Annotated in this window: 27 protein-coding genes and 1 tRNA gene; 12 read left to right on the plus strand and 16 right to left on the minus strand. The window is 67.7% G+C overall.

Annotated elements, in window-relative coordinates; genetic code table 11:
• Positions 1 to 30: 30 nt before the first annotated feature.
• The 3 genes from GO308_RS08540 to GO308_RS08550 are packed head-to-tail and all read left to right on the plus strand — an operon-like array spanning position 31 to position 3,455.
• Complete coding sequence (locus tag GO308_RS08540) at positions 31 to 948, plus strand: ATP-binding cassette domain-containing protein (RefSeq protein ID WP_066476652.1); 918 nt, start codon at positions 31 to 33, stop codon at positions 946 to 948.
• A complete protein-coding gene (locus GO308_RS08545) occupies positions 945 to 2,174 on the plus strand; it encodes an ABC transporter permease (RefSeq protein ID WP_066476654.1) in 1,230 nt (409 codons plus the stop codon). Before GO308_RS08540 ends, GO308_RS08545 begins: the two co-directional genes overlap by 4 nt.
• Before the next feature lie 45 nt (positions 2,175 to 2,219).
• Positions 2,220 to 3,455 carry a cytochrome P450 gene (locus GO308_RS08550; protein WP_240885126.1) on the plus strand — a complete coding sequence of 412 codons (1,236 nt, stop codon included), beginning with the start codon at positions 2,220 to 2,222 and terminating at the stop codon, positions 3,453 to 3,455.
• A gap of 22 nt (positions 3,456 to 3,477) precedes the next feature.
• Here GO308_RS08550 and GO308_RS08555 read toward each other — a convergent pair whose 3' ends face one another.
• From GO308_RS08555 to GO308_RS08570, 4 genes are read right to left on the minus strand one after another with little or no spacing between them, the layout of a single operon-like run.
• Positions 3,478 to 4,263, minus strand: coding sequence for a crotonase/enoyl-CoA hydratase family protein (locus tag GO308_RS08555; RefSeq protein ID WP_240885127.1), 786 nt, complete (start codon positions 4,261 to 4,263; stop codon positions 3,478 to 3,480).
• 38 nt (positions 4,264 to 4,301) lie between these two features.
• Positions 4,302 to 5,207, minus strand: coding sequence for a transposase (locus GO308_RS08560; protein WP_240885128.1), 906 nt, complete (start codon positions 5,205 to 5,207; stop codon positions 4,302 to 4,304).
• Positions 5,207 to 6,115 (minus strand): hypothetical protein, encoded by a 909-nt coding sequence (locus GO308_RS08565; RefSeq protein ID WP_240885129.1) that lies wholly within the window; start codon positions 6,113 to 6,115, stop codon positions 5,207 to 5,209. The genes GO308_RS08560 and GO308_RS08565 overlap by 1 nt, the downstream gene beginning before the upstream one ends.
• Positions 6,096 to 6,263 carry a hypothetical protein gene (locus tag GO308_RS08570; RefSeq protein WP_156437621.1) on the minus strand — a complete coding sequence of 56 codons (168 nt, stop codon included), beginning with the start codon at positions 6,261 to 6,263 and terminating at the stop codon, positions 6,096 to 6,098. The genes GO308_RS08565 and GO308_RS08570 overlap by 20 nt, the downstream gene beginning before the upstream one ends.
• Positions 6,264 to 6,393: 130 nt before the next feature.
• On the opposite strand from GO308_RS08570, the gene GO308_RS08575 reads away from it, so the two are divergent.
• Positions 6,394 to 6,867: a PaaI family thioesterase gene (locus tag GO308_RS08575; RefSeq protein ID WP_231726047.1), complete on the plus strand. Its 474-nt coding sequence runs from the start codon at positions 6,394 to 6,396 to the stop codon at positions 6,865 to 6,867.
• Entirely contained in the window at positions 6,864 to 7,253 is a 390-nt protein-coding gene (locus GO308_RS08580) for a PaaI family thioesterase (protein ID WP_066476669.1), read from the plus strand. The genes GO308_RS08575 and GO308_RS08580 overlap by 4 nt, the downstream gene beginning before the upstream one ends.
• On the opposite strand, the gene GO308_RS08585 is transcribed toward GO308_RS08580, so the two are convergent.
• A complete protein-coding gene (locus tag GO308_RS08585; RefSeq protein ID WP_066476672.1) occupies positions 7,234 to 7,665 on the minus strand; it encodes a CoA-binding protein in 432 nt (143 codons plus the stop codon). The two genes, GO308_RS08580 and GO308_RS08585, sit on opposite strands and share 20 nt — an antisense overlap.
• Positions 7,666 to 7,802: 137 nt before the next feature.
• On the opposite strand from GO308_RS08585, the gene msrB reads away from it, so the two are divergent.
• On the plus strand, positions 7,803 to 8,297 hold the full coding sequence (msrB, locus tag GO308_RS08590; RefSeq protein ID WP_066476711.1) for a peptide-methionine (R)-S-oxide reductase MsrB: 495 nt from the start codon (positions 7,803 to 7,805) through the stop codon (positions 8,295 to 8,297).
• 46 nt (positions 8,298 to 8,343) lie between these two features.
• Here the strand turns inward: msrB and GO308_RS08595 are convergent, their stop codons facing one another.
• Positions 8,344 to 8,844: a CHAP domain-containing protein gene (locus GO308_RS08595; protein WP_240885223.1), complete on the minus strand. Its 501-nt coding sequence runs from the start codon at positions 8,842 to 8,844 to the stop codon at positions 8,344 to 8,346.
• A 389-nt stretch (positions 8,845 to 9,233) separates the two neighbouring features.
• Between GO308_RS08595 and GO308_RS08600 the strand changes: the two genes are divergently transcribed.
• Positions 9,234 to 9,785, plus strand: a complete 552-nt coding sequence (locus GO308_RS08600) for a hypothetical protein (protein WP_066476677.1) — start codon at positions 9,234 to 9,236, stop codon at positions 9,783 to 9,785.
• Between the two features lie 24 nt (positions 9,786 to 9,809).
• Here the strand turns inward: GO308_RS08600 and GO308_RS08605 are convergent, their stop codons facing one another.
• The 7 genes from GO308_RS08605 to GO308_RS08635 all read right to left on the minus strand — a co-directional run bounded on the left by GO308_RS08605 (position 9,810) and on the right by GO308_RS08635 (position 16,775).
• Positions 9,810 to 10,538 carry an extensin family protein gene (locus GO308_RS08605; RefSeq protein WP_240885130.1) on the minus strand — a complete coding sequence of 243 codons (729 nt, stop codon included), beginning with the start codon at positions 10,536 to 10,538 and terminating at the stop codon, positions 9,810 to 9,812.
• Complete coding sequence (locus tag GO308_RS08610) at positions 10,535 to 11,299, minus strand: NUDIX domain-containing protein (protein ID WP_240885131.1); 765 nt, start codon at positions 11,297 to 11,299, stop codon at positions 10,535 to 10,537. The genes GO308_RS08605 and GO308_RS08610 overlap by 4 nt, the downstream gene beginning before the upstream one ends.
• Positions 11,300 to 11,354: 55 nt before the next feature.
• Positions 11,355 to 12,839 (minus strand): TolC family protein, encoded by a 1,485-nt coding sequence (locus GO308_RS08615; protein ID WP_240885132.1) that lies wholly within the window; start codon positions 12,837 to 12,839, stop codon positions 11,355 to 11,357.
• Positions 12,823 to 13,899 (minus strand): HlyD family efflux transporter periplasmic adaptor subunit, encoded by a 1,077-nt coding sequence (locus GO308_RS08620; RefSeq protein WP_066476686.1) that lies wholly within the window; start codon positions 13,897 to 13,899, stop codon positions 12,823 to 12,825. Before GO308_RS08620 ends, GO308_RS08615 begins: the two co-directional genes overlap by 17 nt.
• A complete protein-coding gene (locus GO308_RS08625) occupies positions 13,883 to 15,586 on the minus strand; it encodes an ABC transporter ATP-binding protein (protein WP_066476689.1) in 1,704 nt (567 codons plus the stop codon). The genes GO308_RS08620 and GO308_RS08625 overlap by 17 nt, the downstream gene beginning before the upstream one ends.
• 137 nt (positions 15,587 to 15,723) lie before the next feature.
• Entirely contained in the window at positions 15,724 to 16,650 is a 927-nt protein-coding gene (locus tag GO308_RS08630) for a LysR substrate-binding domain-containing protein (RefSeq protein ID WP_240885133.1), read from the minus strand.
• Positions 16,651 to 16,699: 49 nt separating this feature from the next.
• Positions 16,700 to 16,775 (minus strand) — tRNA-Ala (locus tag GO308_RS08635).
• A 221-nt stretch (positions 16,776 to 16,996) separates the two neighbouring features.
• On the opposite strand from GO308_RS08635, the gene GO308_RS08640 reads away from it, so the two are divergent.
• The gene (locus GO308_RS08640; RefSeq protein WP_240885134.1) at positions 16,997 to 17,986 is read left to right on the plus strand and encodes an NADP-dependent oxidoreductase; all 990 of its coding nucleotides are present in this window, start codon (positions 16,997 to 16,999) and stop codon (positions 17,984 to 17,986) included.
• Between the two features lie 133 nt (positions 17,987 to 18,119).
• Here GO308_RS08640 and GO308_RS08645 read toward each other — a convergent pair whose 3' ends face one another.
• On the minus strand, positions 18,120 to 19,031 hold the full coding sequence (locus tag GO308_RS08645) for a neutral zinc metallopeptidase (RefSeq protein ID WP_240885135.1): 912 nt from the start codon (positions 19,029 to 19,031) through the stop codon (positions 18,120 to 18,122).
• 155 nt (positions 19,032 to 19,186) lie between these two features.
• Here GO308_RS08645 and GO308_RS08650 point away from each other — a divergent pair, with 155 nt between their 5' ends.
• The 4 genes from GO308_RS08650 to GO308_RS08665 all read left to right on the plus strand — a co-directional run bounded on the left by GO308_RS08650 (position 19,187) and on the right by GO308_RS08665 (position 23,373).
• A complete protein-coding gene (locus GO308_RS08650) occupies positions 19,187 to 20,329 on the plus strand; it encodes a patatin-like phospholipase family protein (RefSeq protein ID WP_240885136.1) in 1,143 nt (380 codons plus the stop codon).
• Positions 20,330 to 20,507: 178 nt separating this feature from the next.
• Complete coding sequence (locus GO308_RS08655) at positions 20,508 to 21,293, plus strand: 3-hydroxybutyrate dehydrogenase (protein ID WP_066670560.1); 786 nt, start codon at positions 20,508 to 20,510, stop codon at positions 21,291 to 21,293.
• 99 nt (positions 21,294 to 21,392) lie between these two features.
• The gene (locus GO308_RS08660; protein ID WP_082731247.1) at positions 21,393 to 22,031 is read left to right on the plus strand and encodes a DUF4893 domain-containing protein; all 639 of its coding nucleotides are present in this window, start codon (positions 21,393 to 21,395) and stop codon (positions 22,029 to 22,031) included.
• A gap of 37 nt (positions 22,032 to 22,068) precedes the next feature.
• Positions 22,069 to 23,373, plus strand: coding sequence for an amidohydrolase (locus GO308_RS08665; RefSeq protein ID WP_240885137.1), 1,305 nt, complete (start codon positions 22,069 to 22,071; stop codon positions 23,371 to 23,373).
• 111 nt (positions 23,374 to 23,484) lie between these two features.
• Here the strand turns inward: GO308_RS08665 and GO308_RS08670 are convergent, their stop codons facing one another.
• Complete coding sequence (locus GO308_RS08670; protein ID WP_197418120.1) at positions 23,485 to 24,111, minus strand: hypothetical protein; 627 nt, start codon at positions 24,109 to 24,111, stop codon at positions 23,485 to 23,487.
• A gap of 81 nt (positions 24,112 to 24,192) precedes the next feature.
• Positions 24,193 to 24,462 (minus strand): hypothetical protein, encoded by a 270-nt coding sequence (locus GO308_RS08675; RefSeq protein WP_066481898.1) that lies wholly within the window; start codon positions 24,460 to 24,462, stop codon positions 24,193 to 24,195.
• Positions 24,463 to 24,466: the final 4 nt, after the last annotated feature.

Below are 24,466 nucleotides of genomic sequence, written 5' to 3' on the forward strand. Positions count from 1 at the left end.
ACCACAGCCTTGGCGTGAAGGGGGAATGGCTTGAACGATCATCTTGCGCTCAGCGCATCGGGGCTGGTGAAGCGTTTCGCGGGCCGGCGGGTGGTCGACGGGGTCGACATCCAGGTGCCGCTCGGCTCCATTTATGGCGTGCTGGGCCCCAACGGCGCGGGCAAGACCACGACGCTGCGCATGCTGCTGGGCATCATCGAGCCGGACGAGGGGCACCGCACGCTGCTGGGCCATGACAGCCCGCGCGATGCCAGCGACCTGATCGGCTACCTGCCCGAGGAGCGCGGGCTTTATCCCGGCATGAAGGCCAAGGAGGCGATCGCGTTCATGGGCGCGCTGCGCGGGCTCGACTGGGCCACGGGGCGCAAGCGCGCGGTCGAGCTGATGGAGGGTGCGGGGCTGGGCCACGCCGTCGACAGCAAGATCCGCAAGCTGTCCAAGGGCATGGCCCAATTCGTCCAGCTGCTGGGGGCGGTGGTGCACCGGCCCCGGTTCCTGGTGCTCGACGAACCCTTTTCCGGTCTCGATCCCGTCAACCAGGAACGGCTGGAAAAGCTGATCCTTGCCGAGCGCGACCGCGGCGCGACCGTCCTGTTCTCGACGCATGTCATGGCACATGCCGAACGGCTGTGCGACCGGCTGGCGATCATCGCCGGCGGCAAGCGGCGTTTCGAGGGCACCGTCGCCGAGGCACGCGGCATGTTGCCGATGCGCGCGCATTATGTGCCCCACCGCCCATCCGACGCGATCGCCGCGCTGCTGCCCGCCGATGCCGAGCGCGAGGGCGAGGGATGGCGCTTCACCTTGCCCGACGAGGGAATCGAGGCACCGCTGGTCAAGCTGATCGATGCGGGCTTCGGCATTTCCGGGCTGTCGATCGAACGGCCCGGCCTGCATGAGGCGTTCGTCCGCATCGTCGGGGCCGAAGCCGCGGGAGACGTGCGATGAGCAAGTTTCGCCGGCTGGCCCGCCAGACGCTGACCGTCGCGCGGCGCGACTTCGTCGCCACCGTCTTCACCCCCACCTTCCTGCTCTTTCTGATGGCGCCACTGATCATGACCGGCTTTGCCGCGATCGGCGGGCTGGGTGCGGCGACGGTCGCCGATTCGGCCGGCAGCAAATTGCGGCTCGTCGCGATCGTCAGCCCGGCCGACCAAGCCGAGCTGCGCGCCGCCGACCGGGCGTTGCGCACGCTGTTCCGCACCGACGAGCTGCCGCCCGAGCTGACCTTTGCGACGCCCGCGCGCGATCCGGTCGCCCAGGCAACCGCCATGTTCCGCGCGAAGAACTCCGCCGTCACCGCGACGATGAGCGGCCCGCTCGCGCGGCCGACGGTGTTCTATAATCCGCCCAGCATCCGCCACGGCCGGTATCTCGCGCGGCTGGCCGACGAAGTGCTGTCCGCCCGGCGGCTCGGCACGCAGGCCGCGCTGTCGCGGCCGGTGATCCGCGCGGTCGAACGCGACACGCCGTCGCTGGTCGGGCGCAACGGCAGTGCATTCTTTGCGGTGTTCGGGCTGTTCTTCATCACCCTGCTGCTCGCCGGCCAGGCGGTCGGGACGATGGCGGAGGAGCGGTCGAACAAGGTGATCGAGGTGCTGGCGGCCGCGGTGCCGCTGGAGAGTGTGTTCCTGGGCAAGCTGATCGGCATGTTCGGCGTGGCGGTGCTCTTTCTGGGCTTCTGGAGCGTGATCGGCGCGAATATCGTCGGTTTCGTCCCGCCCGATGCGGCGCGACGGATCGCCGACCTGACCCCGGCGATCGGCATCGTCCCGTTCGCATTGCTGTTCTTCGGCTATTTCACCATGGCCTATATGCTGCTGGGCGCGGTGTTCCTGAGCATCGGGGCGCAGGCGTCGACGCAGCGCGAGATCCAGATGCTGTCGCTGCCGATCACGATTTTCCAGGTCGCGATGTTCGGACTGTCGGCGGCGGCGGTTTCCAATCCCGACGCGTGGTTCGCCACCCTGGCGGAGGTGTTCCCGTTCAGCTCGCCCTTTGCCATGGCCGGCAAGGCAGCGGCGTCGGCGCAATTGTGGCCGCATTTCGCCGCGCTGGCATGGCAGCTGCTGTGGGTGTCGCTGACGATCTGGCTGGGCGCGTCGCTGTTCCGTCGCGGCGTATTGCAGTCGGCCGGGCCGAAAATCCGCTGGTTCGGAAAGCGGCGCTATTGACATTCGTGTCAGCTAGCCCTTCTCTTCGCACAGAGGAGAGGCAGCATGGCAACGATCGCGACCGAGACTGAAGCCGGGACAGCGGCGGACCCGTTCGACGTGACGCGGCCCGAGCTGTATCGCGACGACACCTGGCATGCACCGTTCCGCAAGCTGCGCGCCGATGCGCCCGTCCATTATTGTGCGAACAGCGACTTCGGGCCGTACTGGTCGGTGTCGAACTACAAATATATCGTCGAGGTGGAATCGCTGCCCGACCTTTATTCCTCCGAGGTCGCGGGGATCACCGTCGCCGACCTGCAGGAGGGTGACGTGCGGATGCCGATGTTCATCGCCATGGATCGGCCCAAGCATACCGGCCAGCGGCGCACGGTGGCCCCGGCCTTCACCCCGAGCGAGATGATCCGCCTCAATCCCAACGTCCGCCAGCGCACCGCCGAGATCCTCGACGCGCTGCCGGTGGGCGAGACGTTCGACTGGGTCGACAACGTCTCGATCGAGCTCACCACCCAAATGCTGGCGATCCTGTTCGACTTTCCGTGGGAGGACCGGCGCAAGCTGACCTTCTGGTCCGATTGGGCGGGCGACATCGAAATCGTCAAGGATGCGGAAAAGCGCCAGGAGCGATTGAGGCACCTGTATGAATGCGCCGCCTATTTCGGCCAGCTATGGCAATCGAAGATCGGCAAGGATCCGACGCCCGACCTGATTTCGATGATGCTGCATTCCGACGCGATGGCGGAAATGGAGCCCAACGAGTTTCTGGGCAACCTGATCCTGCTGATCGTCGGCGGCAACGACACGACGCGCAACTCGATGACTGCCTTTGCCTATGGTCTCGACCAGTTCCCCGACGAGCGCGCCAAGCTGGAGGCCGATCCGGCGCTGATCCCCAATGCGGTGCAGGAAATCATCCGCTGGCAGACGCCGCTCAGCCACATGCGCCGCACCGCGACGCAGGACACGGTGCTGGCAGGGCAACAGATCAAGGCCGGGGACAAGATCGCGCTGTGGTACGTCTCGGCCAATCGCGACGAAAGCGTGTTCGACGACGCCGATTCGATCCGCGTCGATCGTCCCAATGCGCGCCGGCATCTGGCGTTCGGGCACGGCATCCATCGCTGCGTCGGTGCGCGGCTGGCCGAGCTGCAGATCGGCATTTTGATTGAGGAAATGGCCAAGCGCCGGCTGCGCGTCAACGTCGTCGGCGCGCCCGAACGGATCGGTGCCTGCTTCGTCCACGGCTATCGCAAGCTGCCGGTCGAGCTCAGCCGCTACTGAGCCCGATCCGCCAGCGCCAGGGTCAGTCAGCGAACACCGGCGCGCGCTTCTGCATGTTCGCCATCACCGCTTCGACCTGGTTGGGTGAGCGCATCAGCCGGCGCTGTTCGTCGCTTTCGGCCTTCAGGATCGTCGGAGCATCGGCATCCGCGGCCAGATTGGCGAGCCGCTTGGCCGCGCGGATCGCCAGCGGATTGCGCGCCGCAATCGCCCGTGCCAGCGCCATCGCCTCGCCATGCGGATCATCGGCGATGCGGGTAACGAAACGCATGGCCACCGCTTCCTCCGCGCTGAATTCACGCGCGGTGTAGGTAAGCTCGCGCAGGACATCGTCGGCGACGGTGGTGCGCCACAGCGCGAAGCCCGCCATGTCGGGCACGATCCCCCATTTCATCTCCATGATCGACAGCCGCGTGCCCGGCGCCGCGATGCGGATATCGGCACCCGACAGGATCTGGAACCCGCCGCCGAACGCAAGGCCGTGGACGGCAGCGATCACCGGCACGGCCAGCGTCCGCCACCCCCACGCGACCTGCTGCACGATATTGGCATCGCCCCAGGGGCGATGATCCAGGTCGATGCCCGAACCGCCGGTCGCCATGCTGGCCATGTCGAGCCCCGCACAGAACGCGCGCCCCTCGCCCGACAGCACCACCGCGCGCACGCCCGCCATCGTCCCCAGCCGGTCGATCGCGTCGCAAATGCCGGTGAACATCGCCGGATCGATCGCGTTCATCTTGTCGGGCCGGGCCAGCCGCACATCGGCGACGCCGTCCACCAGATCGATCGTCACGCGCTGTTCGCTCATCATCCCGCTCCCCGTGCAGCCGGGCCGACGATGCGTCGTCAACCGTTGCGTTGCAAGGCCCGCGCGATCCATCGTTCGGCGTGGCCGGCGACGCGGGCGTCGGTCGCGCGCGCGCCGGCTTCGGCCCAGGCAAGCGCGTCCTCACCGCCCGACGCCGCGATCAGCGCGTCGAGCGCGGTCACCCGCATCCGCGCACATGGATGCGTGCGGAACAGATACGCTGCGATTTCGGTGCCGTTGCCGCCCAGCTGTGCGGCGATCGCAACCAGCGCCTCGGCACTCGTCATGCTCAGATTGGCGGCGACCCGATTACCGGCGATGTCGAAGCGATACTGGTCGCGCCAGGGCTGGCCGGGATCGTGGCGCAGGATGTTGAGCGAGACCGAGAATGCATCCGGCGGCGCCTGAACATGCACGTCGCGGTGCGCGCGATAAAGCATCAGCCGCCCCGGTTCGAGCCGGGCACGCTCGACAAAGCGCAGGTGCGCCGGTGCGCCGGGGACGCCCGTGATCCGCGCCGGATCGGCCTCGTAATAGTCGCTCCAATAGCCCGGCCCCAGATAGCCATAGGTCAGGAACGCGAAGTCGTGATCATGGGGAAAGCCGTAGAAGAACGCTTCGGGGCCGCTGGCGCGCAGCACCGCGTCCTCGGCGGCGGGCCAGAAATTGGCGCGGACCAGGAAGCGGCCATCGGACGGACGGAGTATCATGACCTGGGGGCCGTAGCCCGCACCGCGCGGCACCGCCGCCCGGCCGCGCGCCGACAGCTCGGCAACCGCCAGATCGCCCAGAAAGGTGCGGTTGCGCCCCAGCTGCGCAAGCAAGGGGCCGAGCGAAGCGAATGCATCATCGTCGCGGGGGTCGAGGCGCGCGGTCGCCAGCGCGTCGCCCAGCGCCTCCAGGCCGATCGGATCGCCCGCGCCCGGGGCCAGAACCAGCGGCATCAGGCGTGCAGGCGGGCCAGCGTAGCGGCGGCGGCGGCGCGGACATCGGGGTCAGGGTCGTCGGCTGCAACCTCGCCCAGGCGCGTCACCGCGGTCGCGTCACCCAGCATCAGCCATTCGCGCATTGCCTCCCACCGCAGAAACGCGGTCTCGTCTCGGCTGGCGACGTCGAACTGCGCCGCCGCACCACGATGATCGAGCGCGCGCAGCAGCCGAAGCAGCATCTGGCTGCGCGCAGCCCCGTCGTCGGCGGTCGCGACGCGGATCAGGCTGCCGTCACCGGCATCATGCTCGTGAACACTGGCCGCCGCCCCCAAACGCGCGCTGACCGACAGCATCACGATCGGCTGCGGCACCGGCTGCACCAGGCGTTGCGCCATGGTTCGACCGTCGGTGACGACGACCGAACGATCGGCGGGCAACAGGTCGGGTTCTCGCACGAGGCACGGGACATCGGAGCGAAGCCGCCAGCGTTCGATGCGCACGCCGCCAGCGCGCAGATAACAGGTCGCCGACCAGCGCCCCGATCGCGCCACGCGCCACGCGCCCGCTCCGGCGGGCGGTGCGACCCCGTCGGGCAGCACGGTCGCAGTGATCGTGGCGGTCGCGCCATCATGGAGCAGCAGCGTCCGGCGCGCGGCGTCGCGGCTCGATCGCACCGGCGGCTCGGCGAGCGGCGTGGCGACGATGATCGCCAGCCATTGCGCGACCATTGCCTCGAACCAGCCAGGTTCATGCAGCAGCGCCAGCGCCGCCGGCACAAGGTCGGCCAGCGTGCCAGCGGCGTCGATGGGCGCGATCAGCTGCCGCCATTCAGCGTCCGCCGCCCAGGACGCGGCCCATTCGCGCGAACGCGCCGCGCCGTCGCGCCACTGGGTCGCGCTCGGCTCAGTCCGGGTGGAGCTCATAGACGATCTCGGCAATGCTGATCGTCGATTCGAACACGTCGTCGCCGATCCGTTCGCACGTGCGGATCGCCCCCAGCGTCGCGACGGGCATCGCCAGGTCGGCGATGTCGCACGCCCGGATGATCCGGCGAGTTCCGGCGTCGGTCATGATATTTCCCCCTTGATTTCAGCCTGCCGCAGCAGCCGGCTGCGGCGTGCGGGACGCTGCCGTTGCGGCCATCCCACCGCCACAGCCGACTGGTCCGTTTCGGAACGGTGTGCGCGCCGCTTGATCGCAAATGCCCGGCGCACTAGCAGCCCGGATGATGGAAACGCCGCCGCTCGCCGATCGCCATTTCGACCCCGCCCGGTTCTTTGCCGCGCGTTCGGACGGGCACGGGCGCACGCTCGGCATCGAATATCGCGCGCACGGCGCCGACTGGTGCGAGCTGGCATTGCCCTATGATCCGCGGCTGATCGGCGATGTCGCGACGGGCGTGATCGCATCGGGGCCGATCCTGACGCTGATGGACATGGCGACGAGCATCGGTGCGTGGTTGAAGCAGGGCAGGTTCGCGCCGCAGGCGACGATGGACCTGCGCATCGACTATCTGCGCGCCGCGCGCCCCGGCCACAGCGTGATCGGACGCGGCGAATGCTATCGGCTGACGCGCTCGATCGCGTTCGTCCGCGGCCAGGCGCATGACGGCGACAGCGCCGATCCGATCGCGCATGTCGCCGGCACCTTCATGCTGCTGGACATGCCGTCATGAAGCTGCCGCCCTATGCCGACCTGCTCGGCCTGACGTTCGACGCGCCGGTCGCTGCGGACGGCGCGCCCGTGCTCGTCATGCCGTTCACCCGCGACGTGATCGGGCGTCCGGGTTTCCTCCATGGTGGAGCAATTGGCGGCCTGCTCGAGATGGCGGCGATCGTCGCGCTCTATCACGCGCTCGGCGACGACCCGGCGCGGGTGAAGCCGATCAACGTAACCGTCGATTTCATGCGCGGCGGCCGCGACAAGCCGACTCGTGCAATCGGTATCGTCACCCGAGTCGGCACCCGAATCGCCAATGTCGAGGCGATCGCGTGGCAGGACGATCGCGACCGTCCGATCGCATCCGCGCGGATGAACTATCTCATCCAGCGACCGGCCTGACGTCGAGCCTCGGAATCTCCTGCATCGGGCAGCGGTCCATCACGACCTTCAACCCGGCTGCCTCGGCACGCTGCGCCGCATCCGCGTTGACGACGCCAAGCTGCATCCACACCGCCTTCGCGCCGACAGCGATCGCGTCATCGACCGCCTCGCCCGCCGCCGCCGAGTTGCGAAAAATGTCGACGATGTCGATCGGCACGCCGATCTGGGCAAGCTCGCGAAATACGAACTCGCCATGGACATGCTCGCCGGTGATCTGCGGATTTACCGGGATCACGCGATAGCCCTGGTCCTGGAGGAATTTCATCACGCCGTTCGATGCACGCTCAGGCCGGTCGGAGGCGCCGACCATGGCGATGGTGCGTGCTGATTCGAGCAATGCGCGGATGTCCTCGTCGCGTGTCAGTGGCATGGTGCCGCCTTTCCGGTGTTCGATTTTCGCCCTGCCCCGCCAACGCGGCCGAACGCGACGCGTTGCATCCGACGCCGTGAAACCTTTTTGCGTCGCCCGACGAATATGAGGCATCAATCCGGTTAGGGACACCCATGATGAATTTTCTGCGTCGCCAGTTTCTGAAGATCACCGGGACCAGCGCAGCCGCGCTCGCGGTGGGCTGCACCGCGGCGGAGGGCTCGGGCACCGAGCGTTTCGAGGTCAGCCTGACCGAGGGCGAGTGGAAGAAGCGGCTGACCCCGCAGCAATTCTATGTGCTGCGCCAGGAAGGCACCGAACGTCCGTTCACCAGCCCGCTGAACAAGGAAAAGCGCGCCGGCGTGTTCACTTGCGCCGGCTGCGCGCTGCCGCTCTTCTCCTCCTCGACCAAGTTCGAGAGCGGCACCGGGTGGCCGAGCTTCTGGGCACCGCTCAACAATGCGGTGAAGACGCGGCGCGACTTCTCGCTCGGCTTTCCGCGCACCGAAGTGGTCTGCCGCCGGTGCGGCGGGCACCTCGGCCATGTGTTCAACGACGGGCCGGCCCCGACGGGCCAGCGCTATTGCATGAACGGCGTGGCGTTGAACTTCGCGCCCGGCAAGGCAGCCTGAGACCGGAGGTCGCCGGACGCACGCAGCGCGCTGGCGCGGCGTGCGTTCAGTCGAAGGTGAGTACCTGACCGCGTTCCGCGCCGCCCGATGCCGGGCCCTGCGGGATCACGTCCGCGCCCGGCGCCCGGGCGTAGATGAAGCCATTGGTCGGATAGGCGCTGATGCCCAGATCGCCCATCGGAGCATACCAGACGCGCACCTCGCTCCAGTCGCCCGCCGCCGAGACGTCGATCGCGCGCACGTCACGTTCGATACCGCCGCGACGCGACCAGTTGGCATGGGTGAGCAGCACTTCGCGGTCGCTGATCACGCGCGAGACCATCGCCACATGCCCCAGACGCATCCGCTTCGTCGGCGCGAAGCTGAGCACCGCGCCTTCGACCGGCCGGCTGCCGCGATCGTAGCGCCCGGCGGCCTGATCCCACCAGCTTTCGGCGTTGCCGTAAATCTCGATGCCGGAAATCTCGCGCGCATAAGGTGCGCACTGCCAGAACTGGGCGGCCGCGGGACTGATCGTGCCGATCGTGCACATCACGACCAGAACCATGCGCGAAAGGATCGTCGTCGGCTGCATTCAAACCCCCCGGCCTGTTCCTTCCCTGGACGTCGCGATCTGAGCAGGCGGCGCGGCCCCGGAAAAGGGGGCGCGGGCTGCTTATCGGGCGAGCGGTGTGAAACCGGCGACGACCGGATGGAACCCCCCGCGGACCCTCGCCGAGTCGAAAGACCAGCCGCGCGACCACCTGCGAATTTGTTGCGCAGCACGAATATCCACAGACATTTTGGATCGCCCGTCATCGCAACGGGCAAATTTTGTTGCAACGCAGCAGTTTGTATGATTCGATGGTGAATGACGGCTGTCAGAGTGGTTAAGGACATGGTTAACCATTCGGGCGCATGTTGATGCCGTTGGATTTTGAGCGGGTGGAGCAGGCAATGGGTGCACGGTCCAAGCCAGCACAAGGCGCAATGACGCTGGCGGAAATGAAGGAATTTGCCGGGTTCGCGGCGGGGACGCAGCGTTACGTGCGGCGTTCGCTCGACATCGGGCTCGACCGCGACGATGCGATGACCCTGTGGTCGCGCGACGTCGTCGAGGCGGCAAGCATCCGCGCACAGGCGCGCGTTTATGAACGCCTTCCCGACATTCGCGCGATGGTGCCCGATGACAGCGGCCTCGACGCGGTCGAAAGCTTCATGGCGCCTTTGGTCACGATTTCGGCCTTCGATCTGGGCCAGGGTCGCCTGACCAACTTCTCGGCCTATCGCTTCCTCTATGAACGGCTGATCGGTGCGGAAGTGCGTCCGTGGCTGCCGGCGGCCTTCTGCTCGGCGGCGGCGCTGCCGCACCTTCACCCCGACCTTCGCCGGCGGCTGCTGCAGTCGATCAGCGAAGCGGCGGCGACTGCATCGGGCTGGTCGACGCGCCAGCCGTCCTTTTATCCCGCCTGGGTCGAAAAGATCGACGCGACCGCATTGCCGAACTGAGCGCCGGTACCCTGCCGCCGGTCGTCAGCGGCACACCCGCCAGCGCATCGCGCCACGATCGGCGTGATCGAGGTGGAAATGGTCGCGATGCGCCGCATTGTATTCGGGTGACAGCGTCGTCGCGAACAGGTCGCACGCGCCATCCCGCACATCGCGCAGAAATGCGCCCGCCGGCCCCGCATCATCCCAGTCCGCCAGCAGGGTGATCCTGCGCCCATCGGCCAGGACGAAACCGGCGATGTCGACCGCGTCTGCGGTGGCGTGTTCGCTGAGCGGTCCCGTCTCCCGACTGTACATCCGCCGGCAATTATAGCTGCCCAGGTGGAGAAACTCGGTCACCTTGCTTCCGAAGTGGCGCTCGGCGGCGGGCTGAACGACCTGCCATTCCCATAACGCCAGCGACGCGGCGACGGGGCAAGCCATACCCAGCCGCGCGGGGCGAAAAGCGATGCGGCGGGCGCCCCCCGGCTGCAGCTCGACCCCGTCGGCATAGCCGCACGCACCCTCCGTCACCGCAGCGAGCGGCTGAAAGCGCACCCCCGCCTGGTCAAGCAACGCGCGGCATTGCGCGAAATCACGCGTGAGCGCGGTCAGCTTGCCGCCGGTCGCGATGCCGATCGGCTGCGCCAGGTCGAGCGGCGTCCATGGCAGGTCCTGCGGCCGGCTGCGCAACCAGGCATAAGCCGCGAACAACATTCCCAGCACGATCGCCGCGACCACCGCCGCCTGCGCGGCGCGGCGCAGCGCCTTCATGCCCGGAACGCCGCATCGGCGGGCGACGCGGTAACCGGGTAGCCCAGATCGTCGGGGATGCAGAGCATGTCGACCCCGTCGCGCCGCTCGACCCAGGGCGTGATCTTGCGGATCGGCCATGCGGCGGCGTCGGCCAACGCATCGGCGAAGCATGCATAGCCGGCCAGTCGCTCCAGCGTCCGGCGCGTCGGGAAGATCAGACGGACCTCGTCCCGGTCGGCCTGGTCCAGAATGTCGGCCGCACTCGCCCAGAAAACGCGGACATTTTCCGTGCCGTCGACCTCCGGCATCGCCATGTCATCGGGTGCGCGCGCCAGGTAGAAGCGGGTGTCGAAGACGCGCGCATGCGGAAAATCGGGGCACCAGCGCGCGAACGGAGTCAGACGGTCGGTCGCCAGCGCATAGCCCGCGTCATGCAGCGCCGCACCCGTCGCCATGCCGCCCGCCAGGTCGCGGCGGAGGCGCGACAAATCGCCCTCGCCGGTCAGTCCGACCGCGACGCCCGCCTCTTCCGCCGTCTCCCGAATCGCGGCGATGCGCGCGGCGCGCTCGACCATGGCGGCATCGTCATCTGTCTGCAGGCGCGCGAGCGCATAGTCCGCCGCGTCGATCCGGCCGCCGGGAAAGACGATCGCCCCGCCGGCAAACCGCATCGCCGGCGATCGTTCGACGAACAGCAGTTCGGGCGGCGCGCCGGCGCGATCGCGAAACAGGATCAGCGTCGCAGCGGGAATCGGGGGCTGGGCAACGGGCGACGTCATCGTGGCGACATAGCGTCACTCCACGCGAAGCGAAAACCGTGATCCGGCCAAAGCCTCAGCGCAGCCCCAGCACGTCGAGGTCGGCGCTCGCCGCCGCCAGCTCGGCGCGCGCAGCCGCCAGCCGGAACTCGGCCTCCACCCGCCGCAGCCGCGCGTCGTTGGCGGTTTCCTCGCGCTGATTGACCAGGAACAGGTCGCTCGCCCCTAGCGCGAAGCGGCGCCGTTCCGCAGCCGCCAGCCGCTCGGCGAGCTCGGCTTCCTGGGTCGCGAGCGACAGCAGTTCGCCCGCACCGCGAACATCGATGCCCAACCCGTTCAATTCGATGCGAATCTGATCCTCGAGCAGTTGTCGCCGGGCGCGAACCGCCTCGATCTCGGCCTCGGCCTGGGCAATGCGGCCGCGCGCGCCGCGCTGTTCGAGCGGGACCGAGAAGGTGACGCCGACAATCCCCTCCGCCGCGGTGCGCGACCGGCCACCCTCGGCCACGTTGCCCAGGTCCTTGCCCGCTTCGACCCGAACGTCGAGGCGCGGACGCAGACTGTTGCGTTCGAGCGCCAGCTTGCGCTCGGCCTGCTGCAGCCGGTTCTCCAATGCCTGGATGTCGGGACGATCGCTGATCGCGGTCATCGCCGGGGTCGCGGGGATGGCGGGAAGCGTGGACGGCAGCTGCGCCGCGGTCGGCACCACCGCCTTGCCCTCGGCATCGCGGACGTAGAGCGACAGCGCGTTGGCGGCGTTGGCGAGCTGCTGCTCGGTCTGCGTCACCAGCGTCCGGCGGCGGACGATGTTCTGGCGGTTTTCCACCGCGAGGATCGCCGGGCGGAGCCCACGCGCGACCTGGCCCTCCAGATTTTCCTGCCGCTCGCTCGCGACTGCCAGCAGCTCGCGATAGACCGCGAGACGCAGCCCGGCGGCCACCCAGTTCTGATAGGCGGCGATGGCCCGGCGCTGCACGCCGATCGCGACCATCCGCCCTTCCAGCGCTACGGCGTCAGCCTCGCGCCGGGCGACATCGACACCGAAACGGCGGTCGTCGATGAACCGGTCGCGCATCAGCGCGAACAGCGCCCCGACCTTCACCTCGCCGAGGCTATTGGTGTAATATTGATCCTCATAGATCGGGAAATCGCCCTGGGAGAGGCGATAGCTGCCATAGAGCTGGCCGCCATTGCTGGTCAGCGGGCGATAGACCTTCCCTTCGACAAAGGTGCCGTCATAAAAGCCCGCGACGCGGCTTCGCCCTTCGGCGGAGAACACCGTGTCGAACGCGCCTTCGGCCGCGAGCGAGCGCCCGTCGGCGGCGCGTGCGCGCTGCAACGCCTCGACGATCTGCGGGGCGAAGCGCGCGGAGCCGGCGAGTACGCGGTCGAGCGTCAGCACGCCCGCCACCGGCGGCAACGGCGCGGCGGGCGCGACGGTGGCGGGAAGCGGGGCGATCGTCTGGGCCAGCGCGGCGGATGTCGCAAGGAGCAGCGCCGTCGCCGTCGCCGCCGCCGCCGCCAGCGCGCCGCGCCCGCTCGCCTCAATAAGCCGGGGCATTGCCACTCTTTGTCGCCGCATCGCCCTTGGCCGCGCTCCCGGTCGGTTCGTCGGCCGGGCGGCGGAATTCGAGCGGGAAGTCGTTGAGCTGGCGCCACAGCTCGTAGCCGACCGGCACGGTTTCCATCTGGACCCAGCCCTGCACCTTCGCGCCCAAGCGGATATAGCGCGCGTCGGGCCAGCGCACCGCGCCGGGCTTTTGCTCGATCAGGATGCGGAACAGCCCGTTGACGGAAGCGGAAGGGTCGATCGAGCGCACGCGGCCCTCGAACAAACCCTGGGCGAGCGTCGGCCAGCCGGAGAATTGAAAGGCGGGGAAGCCCTCGAACTCGATACGGACATTCCGGCCCGGGTGGATGAGCGCGATGTCGCGACCATCGACATACAGCTCGATCACCCGGTCAGGCGTTTCCGCCGCGAAAGTCGCGAGGACGTCGCCCGATTTGACCAGCGTCGCGCCCGCCGCCGGATTGATCTGCTGGATGCGGCCGGCGCGCGGGGCGCGGACGATCTGGGCCGACTGCCGGTTGATCGACACGTCGATCTGATTGAGCTTGGCGCTGACGCTGGCGATCTTGGCGCGCATCTCGGCAACCTTGATCTGCGCGAGTTCATAGTCGCGCCGCGCGATCAGGCCCTCGCCCAACAGTTCGCGCGACCGGGCGACGTCGAGCTGCGCGACCTTCATCGCCTGTTCCGCCGCCGCGATCTCTGCCTCGACCTGCGCGCGCTCGGCCGCCAGCCGGCTGAGCAGCAATGGATCGAGATCGACGACGCGCGCAACGGGATCGCCTTCCTTCACCTGGCTGCCGTCCTGGACGTACCAACGATCGACGCGGCCGCCGACAAAGGCGGTGATCGACTGAACACGATCGCGCGGGTCGAGCGCGATCACCTGCCCCGTCCCCGGCGCGGTCTGGACCCACGGCACGAGCCACAGGATCAGCGTGGTGACGATGATCGTCGTCACGATCATGATCGCCAGCGCGCGGGTGACGCGTGGCGGATGGAGCGACGCCAGCGTCTTGAAATGGACGATATGTTCAGAGCGGAAGGGCATGGGCCGCCTCCGACGCAAGATATTCCTGGAGATCGTCCAGCGTGGCGAAGCGCAGCTGGCGCTCGTTGCCCAGCCAAAGATAACCGTCGAGCTTCACCGCCTCGGGCCGCTTGGTGAACAGCAGCACGGTCGTGCCGGCCGGGCGCAACAGGTCGAGCGCGCGCGCGAGGCGATCGGGCGGCAACACGTCGTAGAGCGACGACAGCATCATCAGCTTGGGCTGAATCAACAGCCCGGCCGCGAGCTTGAGTGCCATCACCTCGCTGATCGACAGCGGCCAGCCGGAGCTGGACAGCACGGTGTCGAGCCCGTCGGGCAGCTGCGCAACCCGCTGGTCGAGCCCGACCACCGCCAGCGCATCCAGCGTGTCGCTGGCGCTCGCCGTCGCCGAGGCGAGATTGAGATATTCGCGGATGCTGACCTCGACGATGGTGGGGCGCTCATAGACGACGATGTCGGAGCGCAGCAGGTACATGTCGAGCGCGGCGAGATCGGCACCGCCGACCGACACGATGCCGCGATCGGGCTGGACGTGGCGCTTGAGCAGGCGCGCGATCGCATGGTCGGCCCCCGCTTCGGCGATGACCACCAGCCGCTGGCCGCTTTCGACGGCCAGGTCGAAGCGCGCACCGCCAAATTCGACGTCGCGCAGGCGGATCGCCCCGCTTTCGGGCGCTGCGGCGTTGGCGATGATCTTTTCCTGCGGGATCGCGTAGAGCAGCGAGACTTCCTCGAGACCCGCCACGAGGTCGTAAAAGGTCTCGAGATAGGTGCCGAGCTGGCTGATCCCGTAGAACACGCCCGAAAGGATGAGTTCGGCCGCGACCAGCTGGCCGATCGACAACTGCCCCTGGATGATCAGCCAGCCGCCGAGCGCGAGCAGCGTCGCGCTGGCGAACGCATAGAGCAGCAGCAGCGCGACCGTCTGAATGAAGCTGTAGCGGAAATGTCGGCGATGGTCGGCGATCCACGTCGCGGTGAAGCTTTCCGAACGGTCCATCGCGAACGACAGGTGCCGGCTGGATTTATAGAAGCCGTTGGAGGCGCCGACGCTTTCCAGCCACTTGGCGGTATTGTGCTTGGAATGGCTGAGATTGACCGCCGTCCGCATCGCGCGGCCCGACCAGAGCTGGAAAATCGCGAAGACCAGGAACACCAGCAGGACGTTGAAGGCGAGGAAGAACGGGTGGTAGAACGACGTCACCGCCAGCCCCACGCCCGATTGCAGGATGATCGTGAAGCCGCCGATCAGCAGGCTGGGCACCGATTTCTGGATGACGACCAGGTCGAAATAGCGGTTGAACAGATCGGCGCGACGCGAGTCACCAAAGAACGGGTTCTGGGCGTGAACCGCGCGCACGGTGATCTCTGCCACGAGCCGCGCGAACAGCCGGCGCTCGAACAGCGCCATCAGATGCGTGCGGAACGCCGACAGGATGCCCGAGATCAACAGCAGCAGCAGCAGGACGCCCGCCAGCGTGAACAGCGGTGCGGGCAGCGCGGTGTTCGCGACACTGTTGATCAGCAGCTGGACCGAGATTGGCGTCGCAAGTGTCAGGAGACTAATCGCCAGGCCATAGATGAGCGCCAGCCGGAAATAGGCGCCGTCGGGCGCCAGAATCTCGTTGGTCCAGCGAAAGACCTCGTTCAGGCCGAGCGTGCGCTTGGGTGCATCATTTGCCGCCATGCCGTCTCCCCGAGTTGGTGAAATATTGCGCTCTCGTCAGCACATGCGCGCATTATATGATTGGGACAACCACGACACCACTATCCTGTCGATAGGATTAACCTATTGCGCAGTCCCCTTATCGAGGCCGATCCGCATCACCGCACCCCTGCATTCGCGACGATCTGCTGAATGACCGCGCCGATCCGCCGATAGGCTGGCGCGCGTCCCGAGCCGACACGCCAGATCAGCCCGATCTCGCGATACCATCGCCCGCCGCGGATCGGGCGCACGACGACATCCTCCCCTTCCCCGCCACGGATTTCCTGGCGGACATAGAGCTCTGGCAGCAGCGCCAGCCCCATACCCATGCCCGCCATCTGGCGGATCGCGTCCAGGCTGGTGCCTTCATAATCGCGCAGAACGATTGCGCCCGCGGCGTTGGCGATCGCGCGGACCTGATCGCTCAGCCGGTATTGCGGCGAAAGCGTGAGCAGCCCGCGCCCCGCCAGGTCTGACGGCTCCAGCCGATCGGCGCGCGCCAGCGGATCGTCAGCGGCCATCGCGACGAGCAGCGGTTCGCGGAACAGCCGCTCGACCTGGACGCGCGCATCCGCGACGGGGAGCTGCGCCAGCACCATGTCGTGATCGCCGACGACCAGCGCTGCGATCAGGTCTTCGGGCAGCCCCTCGCGGACGTGCAGGCGCAGGCTGCGATGCTCGCGGTGAAGCTGAGCCACCGTCTGGGGCATGAGGTAGGCGCCGAGGGTCGGCGAGACGCCCAGGCGCAGCACCCCGCCGAGCCCGTCGTCGGACTGCATCGGCAATTGCTCGATCTCGCTGGCATCGGCGAGGACGCGGCGCGCGCGCTCGAGCACCTCGCGCCCGACGGGAGTCAGCACGACGGGGCCGCTACCCCGTTCGACCAGCGTCGCCCCGAGGACACTTTCCAGCCGCTGGATCTGGAGCGACAGCGACGGTTGTGAAATGCTCTCCCGCTCGGCAGCACGGCGGAAGTGCAGCGTTTCGGCCAGCGTGACGAAATAACGGAGCTGCCGCAGCGTGATGCGCGGCGATTCACTCACCCGCGCACCAGATCGAAATGGGGGCACGTCGGCGCGCGGTGCGGCGGGGTGGTGGAGCTGAGGGGAATCGAACCCCTGACCTCTGCAGTGCGATTGCAGCGCTCTCCCATCTGAGCTACAGCCCCGCCCCTCGCCTTCCGGTACGCCGGAAGGCCGCACCCTCTAGCGACAGTTTGACCGCCGCGCAACGGGGTTTCGCGTCGTCCCGCCGCGCGATCCGTTTCCCTCGCTTTTCTCCCGAGATGGCGACCCGGGACCGTATCGCGAATGCCGCATCGCATTGCTTTTCGGACGGGCCACGGCCAAAGCCGCGGGAACAAGATCATCGGAACTGGGAGAGAATGAGATGGCGCAAGCCTGGCACCTTGAACGCCGCCCCGCCGGAATGCCGGTCATGGCGGATTTCGCCCTGCGCGACGTGACGCTGCCCGCGCTCGCGCCGGGCCAGGTCCGCGTCGCCAATCGCTGGCTGTCGGTCGATCCGTACATGCGCGGGCGGATGAACGACGTGAAAAGCTATGCCGCGCCCTATGCGCTGGGCGAGCCGATGACGGGCGGCGCGGTGGGCGAAGTCGTCGAATCCGCGGCCGACGGCATCGCGGTCGGCGACTGGGTCCAGCACATGGCGGGATGGCGCGACGAAACGGTGCTCGACGCGCGCGAGGTCCAGAAGCTGCCGGCGATCGACGTTCCGCCGCAGGCGTTTCTCGGCCAGTTCGGCATGCCCGGGCTGACCGCCTATTTCGGCCTGCTTGCGGTGGCGAGCGCGGAGCCGAGCGACACGGTATTCGTTTCCGCGGCCGCCGGCGCGGTCGGATCGACCGTCGTACAGATCGCCAAGGCGCGCGGCATGACGGTGATCGGGTCGGCCGGTGGTGCCGACAAGTGCGCGTGGGTGCGCGAACTCGGCGCGGATCACGTCATCGATTACAAGGCCGGCGTGCCGGTCACAAAGGCGCTCGGCCAGGCCGCGCCCGACGGCATCGACGTGTATTTCGACAATGTCGGCGGCGAACATCTCGACGCCGCATTCGCCCATGCGCGGCTGAACGCGCGCTTCGCGATCTGCGGGATGATCGACATCTACAACAGCGGCGCGGCGACCGAGCTGCGCTACATCGCCCGCACCATCGCGGCGCGCATCCGCATTCAGGGGTTTCTGGTCAGCGACTTCCTGCCGCGCGCCGGCGAATTCTACCGCGACATGGCCGGCTGGCACGCCGCGGGCAAGCTGCAGCGCCAGGAGACCGTGGTCGATGGGCTCGCCCAGATGCCGGACGCGTTCCTCGGCCTGTTCACCGGCCAGAACACCGGCAAGATGCTGGTCAAGGTGTGAGGATTGTCAATTAGCCTTCGTGCCAGCGAAAGCCGGGACCTCATGCCGACCAAGCGCGCTCGTGGCTTGAGACCCCTGCCTTCGCTGGGGTGACGCCCTTCTCCGCACGCAGACGAGACCGCCGACAGCCCGCTCAAATCGCGCCGCTGAACGTATCGCACGCGGCGGGGTCGCCGGATTGCAGGCCGATGCGCAGCCATTTTACGCGTTGCGCCGAGCTGCCGTGGGTGAAGCTGTCGGGCACTACGGTCCCCTGGCTCTGGCGTTGCAGCGTGTCGTCGCCGATTGCATTGGCCGCGGTCAGACCCTCCTCGATATCGCCCTGTTCCAGTCGCGACCGGTTGCGCGCCGCCCATACGCCGGCATAGCAGTCGGCCTGGAGCTCGAGCCGTACCGACATGGCATTGCCCTCTGCGCGGCCGAGCCGCGCCTGCGCGCGGCTAACTTCGGCGGCCTGGCCCGTCAGGTTCTGGATGTGGTGGCCGACCTCATGCGCGATCACATAGGCCTGGGCAAAGTCGCCGCGCGCGCCGAAGCGGCTGGCGAGCTCGTCGAAAAAGCTGGTGTCGAGATAGATCCCCTGATCGGGCGGGCAGTAGAAGGGCCCCGCCGCCGATGACGCGGCACCGCAGCCCGATTGCGCCCCGCCCTGATAGAAATTGAGCGTCGGCGCCTGATAGCGCGATCCCTGTACGGCGAAGATCGGTTCCCAGGTCTGTTCGGTCGATTCGAGCACGCGGCACGCGAACAGCCGCTCGGCCGTGTTGCACACCGCGCCGCCCGCGCCGCCCTGCGCGACCTGTGGCTGGCGGGCGCCCTGCCCGACATTCTGCGCGGGGATCAGCCCGCCGCCGCCGCCGCTGAGCATCAGATAGCCCGCGCCGACGATCAGCAGCAGCGCGATCGTCCCGCACCCCATGCGCCTGCCGAGCAGCAACGGCAGCAGGCCGAGCAGGTTGAACCCGCCCCCACCGAAACCGCCGCCGCCCCCGCCGCTGCCAAGGTCGCGGACATTGTCGCTGGGATCGAGATCATCGAGACGCATTCGGGCATTCCCCCTTTGCCATGCCGTCACATGCCGGTCCGTGTCATAATGCGCCATTCGCCAGGTCGTTGCACTGGCTTTCGCCATGCCGCTTTTTGGCAAGTCCGCACCGATCCGTTGTTGCGGCGCAGCACGCAACGTCGCATGGAGACGCCATGGCAGATATTGAGTCGAAGCCGCTGCGGCGGACCCGCACCGCGATGCCGCTCCCCGAATGCGTCGCGCTCGTCCTTCAGGGCGGAGGGGCGCTCGGCAGCTACCAGGCCGGTGTGATCGAGGCGCTGGCCGAAAGCGCGGTCGAAATCGACTGGGTGGCGGGCATTTCGATCGGGGCGGTCAACGCCGCGATCTTCGCCGGCAATCCGCCCGAACGCCGGATCGAGCGCCTCCGCGCCTTCTGGGACAAGGTGACGTCGGGCCTGCCCTGCTTCCCGATTTATCAGGACGATTATGTCCGGGAGATGATTCACGAATGGTCGGCCGGCGTCGTGGCGACGACGGGCGTGCCGGGCTTCTTCCGCCCGCGCATGATGCCGCCCACCTTTGCGCCGCCGGGCAGCGAAGGCGCGCTCAGCTACTACGACACCGCGCCGCTTCGCGAGACGCTCGACGCGCTGATCGACTGGGATCTGCTCAACGACGGACCGGTGCGGCTGTCGGTCGGCGCGGTCGAGATCGAAAGTGGCAATTTCGAGTATTTCGACACGCGTAACGGTCGAATCGATGCGCGCCACGTCATGGCATCGGGCGCGCTGCCGCCCGGGCTTCCGCCCGTCGACATCGACGGCAAGCTTTATTGGGACGGTGGCATCGTGTCGAACACGCCGCTCACCCATGTCCTCGATCATCAGCGCGAGCCGATGCTCGTGTTCCAGGTCGACCTGTTTTCCGCCCATTCGACCCGGCCGCGCACGATTATGGACGTAAGCGCGCGCGAGAAGGAAATCCGCTATTCCAGCCGCACGCGCCAGATTTCCAACGAACTGCTTCGCCGCCGCCGCGAACAACAGACGATGCGCCGCGTGCTCAACAAGCTGCCCGCCGAGATGTGCGACGATCCCGACGTGCGGGCGCTGAAGGCCCAGGCGACCGAACAGCCCGTCAGCGTCGTCCACCTGATCCACCGCGCCAATGCGTGGGAAGGGGGCAGTCGCGATTTCGAGTTTTCCGCGCGCACGATGCGCGACCATTGGCAGGCGGGGCGCGCCGCCATCACCGAAACCATGGCCAACGCCCAGGTGATCGCCGCCAATATCGTCGACGGCAAGACGGCGGCGTTCGACCTGACGCGCAAGTGACCCGGCGTGGCTCGTGTCCTTCGATACGCCGCTTCGGCTTCGCTCAGCGGCTACTCAGGATGACCGGGTTCGGACCGACGAAGCCAGGATATTGTCCGCTCATCCTGAGTAGCGACTGAGCTTAGGCGAAGGCGCGTATCTAAGGACACAGAACTCCCCCCAACCACAGGAGTATCCCATGTTCCTCAAAGGCAAGACCGCACTCATCACTGGATCTACCTCGGGCATCGGCCTTGCCTATGCCAAGGCGTTCGCAGCGGAGGGCGCGGCCGTGATGATCAACGGTTTCGGCGAAGCCGACGCAATCGAAGCGGAGCGCGCCAAGCTCGCCGAAACCAGCGGCGCCAATGCGCTCTATGATGCCGCCGACATGACCAAGCCCGATCAGATCGTGGCGATGGTCGAACGCTGCCACGCCGAACTGGGCGGCCCCGACATCGTCGTCAACAATGCCGGCATTCAGCATGTCGCACCGATCGACGATTTCCCGCCCGAAAAATGGGACGCGATCATCGCGATCAACCTGTCTTCGGCGTGGCACATGATGCGCGCCGCCATTCCGCACATGAAGGCGCGCGGCTGGGGCCGCATCATCACCACCGCGTCGGCGCATTCGATGGTCGCCAGCCCGAACAAGTCGGCTTATGTCGCCGCCAAGCACGGCGTGGTCGGCATCACCAAGACGGTGGCGCTGGAAGTGGCGACGCACGGCATCACCGCCAACTGCATCTCGCCCGGCTATGTCTGGACGCCGCTGGTCGAAAACCAGATTCCCGACACGATGAAGACGCGCGGACTGACCCGCGAACAGGTCATCAACGACGTGCTGCTGGATGCGCAGCCGACCAAGGAATTCGTCCAGCCCGAAGAGGTTGCCGCGCTGGCGGTCTTCCTGTGCCGCGACGAGGCGAAGTCGATCACGGGCACCAACCTGCCCGTCGACGGGGGCTGGACCGCCGCCTGAGCCTGGCCGCACACTCGCCCGGCCAGGCATTGATTTCGCACTGGCCATGATCGACGGCGCTGCTACCATCGGGCACGAGGATGCGTGATGAGTGGCGTGATGGCGAGAATGACGGCGATATTGTGCGGGGTGGTGGCGTTGATCGGCTGCAGCGGCACGTCGGTGCCGCAATCGGCCGCAGCGCCGCCGTCGACCCCGCCGGCGATGGGATGGAAGCAGACCGCCACCCCGACCGACCGCGACCGGCTGCGGCGCTGGCGCTCGGCGTGGCTCGCGGCGCTGGCCGAGGCGCGCGGCAAGGATGATGGCGCGATCGCCGCCGATCCCGACCTGTTTTCGCCCGACCATGCACTGGCGGGCGCGGTGCCGCCGCCGGGCGACTATCGGTGCCGGATCATCAAGCTGGGGTCGCAGGGCCACCGGCGGCTCGACTATGTCAGCTATCCGCGCTTCGCCTGCCGGATCGAACATGAAGGCGATGTCAGCAGCCTGTACAAGATCGACGGATCGCAGCGTCCCGTCGGTCTGATCTTTCCCGACAATGGCGCGCGCGGCATCTTTCTCGGCACGATGATGATGGCCGACGAACAGCGCGCGATGCAATATGGCCGCGACAGCCAGCGCGACCTGGCCGCCGTCGTCGAGCGGATTGCCGACAAGCGGTGGCGGCTGGTCTTTCCCTATCCGCACATGGAATCGACGCTGGACGTGATGGAACTCGTCCCCGCGACACCCTAGTCCCAACCACCCCTTCCCCTCCGGAAACCCCCTGTCGATGCGCACCGCTCTCGCCCTGCTGCCGCTGCTGATCGCGGCCCCTGCGCAAGCCGATGCGGTCGCCGACGCGACGCGCGCGCAGATGCCCCGGCTCACCGCGCTGTATCGCGATCTCCACGCGCATCCCGAACTGGCGGGACAGGAGGTGCGCACCGCCGCCCTGCTCGCCGCCGAGGCACGCAAGGCGGGATTCGCGGTGACCGAGAAGGTCGGTGGCACCGGCGTGGTCGCAGTGCTGCGCAACGGCGCGGGTCCGGTGGTGCTGATCCGCACCGACATGGACGGGCTGCCGGTGGTCGAACAAACCGGCCTGCCCTTTGCGTCCAAGGTCCGCGTGGCGGCGGATGGCGGGGGCGAGACCGGCGTGATGCATGCGTGCGGGCATGACACCCACATGACCGCATGGGTGGCGACGCTCCACAATCTGGCCGCGATGAAGGATCGCTGGTCGGGCACGCTGGTGATGATCGCGCAACCGGCCGAAGAGCGTGGCGAGGGCGCGCAGGCAATGCTCGACGGCGGGCTCTACACGCGCTTTCCGCACCCGACCCACGCAATCGCCTTTCACGACAGCGCAGGCATGCCGGCCGGGACGATCGGGATCAAATCCGGCTATATCTATGCCAATGTCGACACGGTCGACGTGCACGTGCGCGGTGTCGGTGGCCATGGCGCCGCGCCCAACACCACCCGCGATCCGATCGTCCTTGCCGCCCGCATCGTCGGAACGCTGCAGACGCTTGTCGCGCGCGAGCTGGACCCCCAGGACCCGGGCGTGGTTACGGTCGGCAGCTTTCACGGCGGTGCGACGCACAACATCATCCCCGACGAGGCGCGGCTGCAGCTGACCGTGCGCAGCTATTCGGAAACTGCGCGCAAGACGTTGCTCGAAGGCATCGCGCGCATCGCGGCGGGAGAGGCGGCGGCGGCGGGCATCCCGGCGGACCGGATGCCGGTGGTGACGGTCAAGCCCGGCTATACCCCCGCCACCTTCAACACTGAACCGCTGACCGCACGGATGCGCGCACTGCTGACCGAACGCTTCGGCGAGCAGCGCGTGCGCGACGTTCCCGCCAGCATGGTGGGGGAGGATTTCGGCCGCTATTATCTGGCCGACCGGTCGATCCAGAGCCTGATCGTCTGGGTCGGCGGCGTGCCGGCGGATCGCTGGGCGGCGGCACAATCGGGCGGCGCGGCGCTGCCGTCGCTGCACAGCCCGTTCTGGGCACCCGATCCTGAGGCTACCTTCGGCACGGCAGCGGAGGCGTTGACGGCAGCGGCGCTCGACATCCTCAAGCGATAGGTGATCGCCCCGGCGCAGGCCGGCGCTGCTGGCCATGTCGCGCTTCCCGCTCTAACGGCCCTGGCCCGTACCGGGGCGACGGCTGGATTAAGCGCGGCGGCGACGCGTCGCTCAGCGCGCCAGCACCGTTGCGCCCACCGGCGCCGCACTCGTCTTGGGCAGGCCCAGCGTCGCGTAATAGCGTTCCGCCGGCATTTCGAGCCGGGTGACGCGCGGGGCATTCATCGCCTCGATCGACTGGGTGAAGCTGCGCGGCTTCTTCATCAGCTTTTTCGCCTCGACCACGGTCAGTCCGGACCGCCGCATCGCTTCGGCCACGAAGTGCACGCAGTTGCGGCGATTGAGGTTGTAGGTGCTGTTGCCGCGCGGTCCCCATTCTTCGACCAGCCGCAGCACCGCGGCATATTGCGCATCGGTCAGCACGACCGAGAAGTGCGCGTTGCTCTTGTCGATATAGTCCTGCTTGGTCACATGGACGTCGCCCGGCACGTTCCCGAACAGCGCGGCGGGCGAGATTCGCTTGAGCGTGAAGCCATAGCTTGTGTTGACCGGTGGCCCGCCCGCGTCGGGCGTGCCGTTCAGCGTGAAGAAGGCATGCGGGAAGTTACTGCCGAACTCCTGCGACCAGAAGGTGATGGTCACCGCCGCCCGGGCCGGTGCCAGCGTGACCGCGAAGAACAGGATGAAGATCAGCAGCGCGCGTGCAGCCGCACCGACGGGGGATTTGAGAGACGCCATGATCGCCATGGCATAATTGCTGCGCCGCTTCAGACAAGCCCGAAGCGGCGGGGGATGGTCGAATGCGCGCGCCTGTGCCGGTCAGTTCCCGGCGGGACGATCGCGCATGGCGGGCAGCACGGCGGAGGGCGGGTCCGAAGCATCCATCGATTCATCCAGCCCGCGGTCGAGCTGTGCATCGGCATCATCGGGGGAACCCTCCAGTCGATCGGTGATCGCCCGGTCGCTGCCGGCGTCGCCCTGCGGCGACTTGGGGGGTTCGGCCCCCGGATCAGGCGGTGCAACCGCCAGGCCGTCGAGCGCCTTTTCGTCGATAATCTGGGCATCGCGCGGGGATTGGTCGTCGGTCATATGA

Origin of the sequence: Sphingomonas sp. SFZ2018-12 (assembly GCF_022496715.1) — a bacterium.
In the GTDB taxonomy this organism is placed as follows: Bacteria; Pseudomonadota; Alphaproteobacteria; order Sphingomonadales; family Sphingomonadaceae; genus Sphingomonas.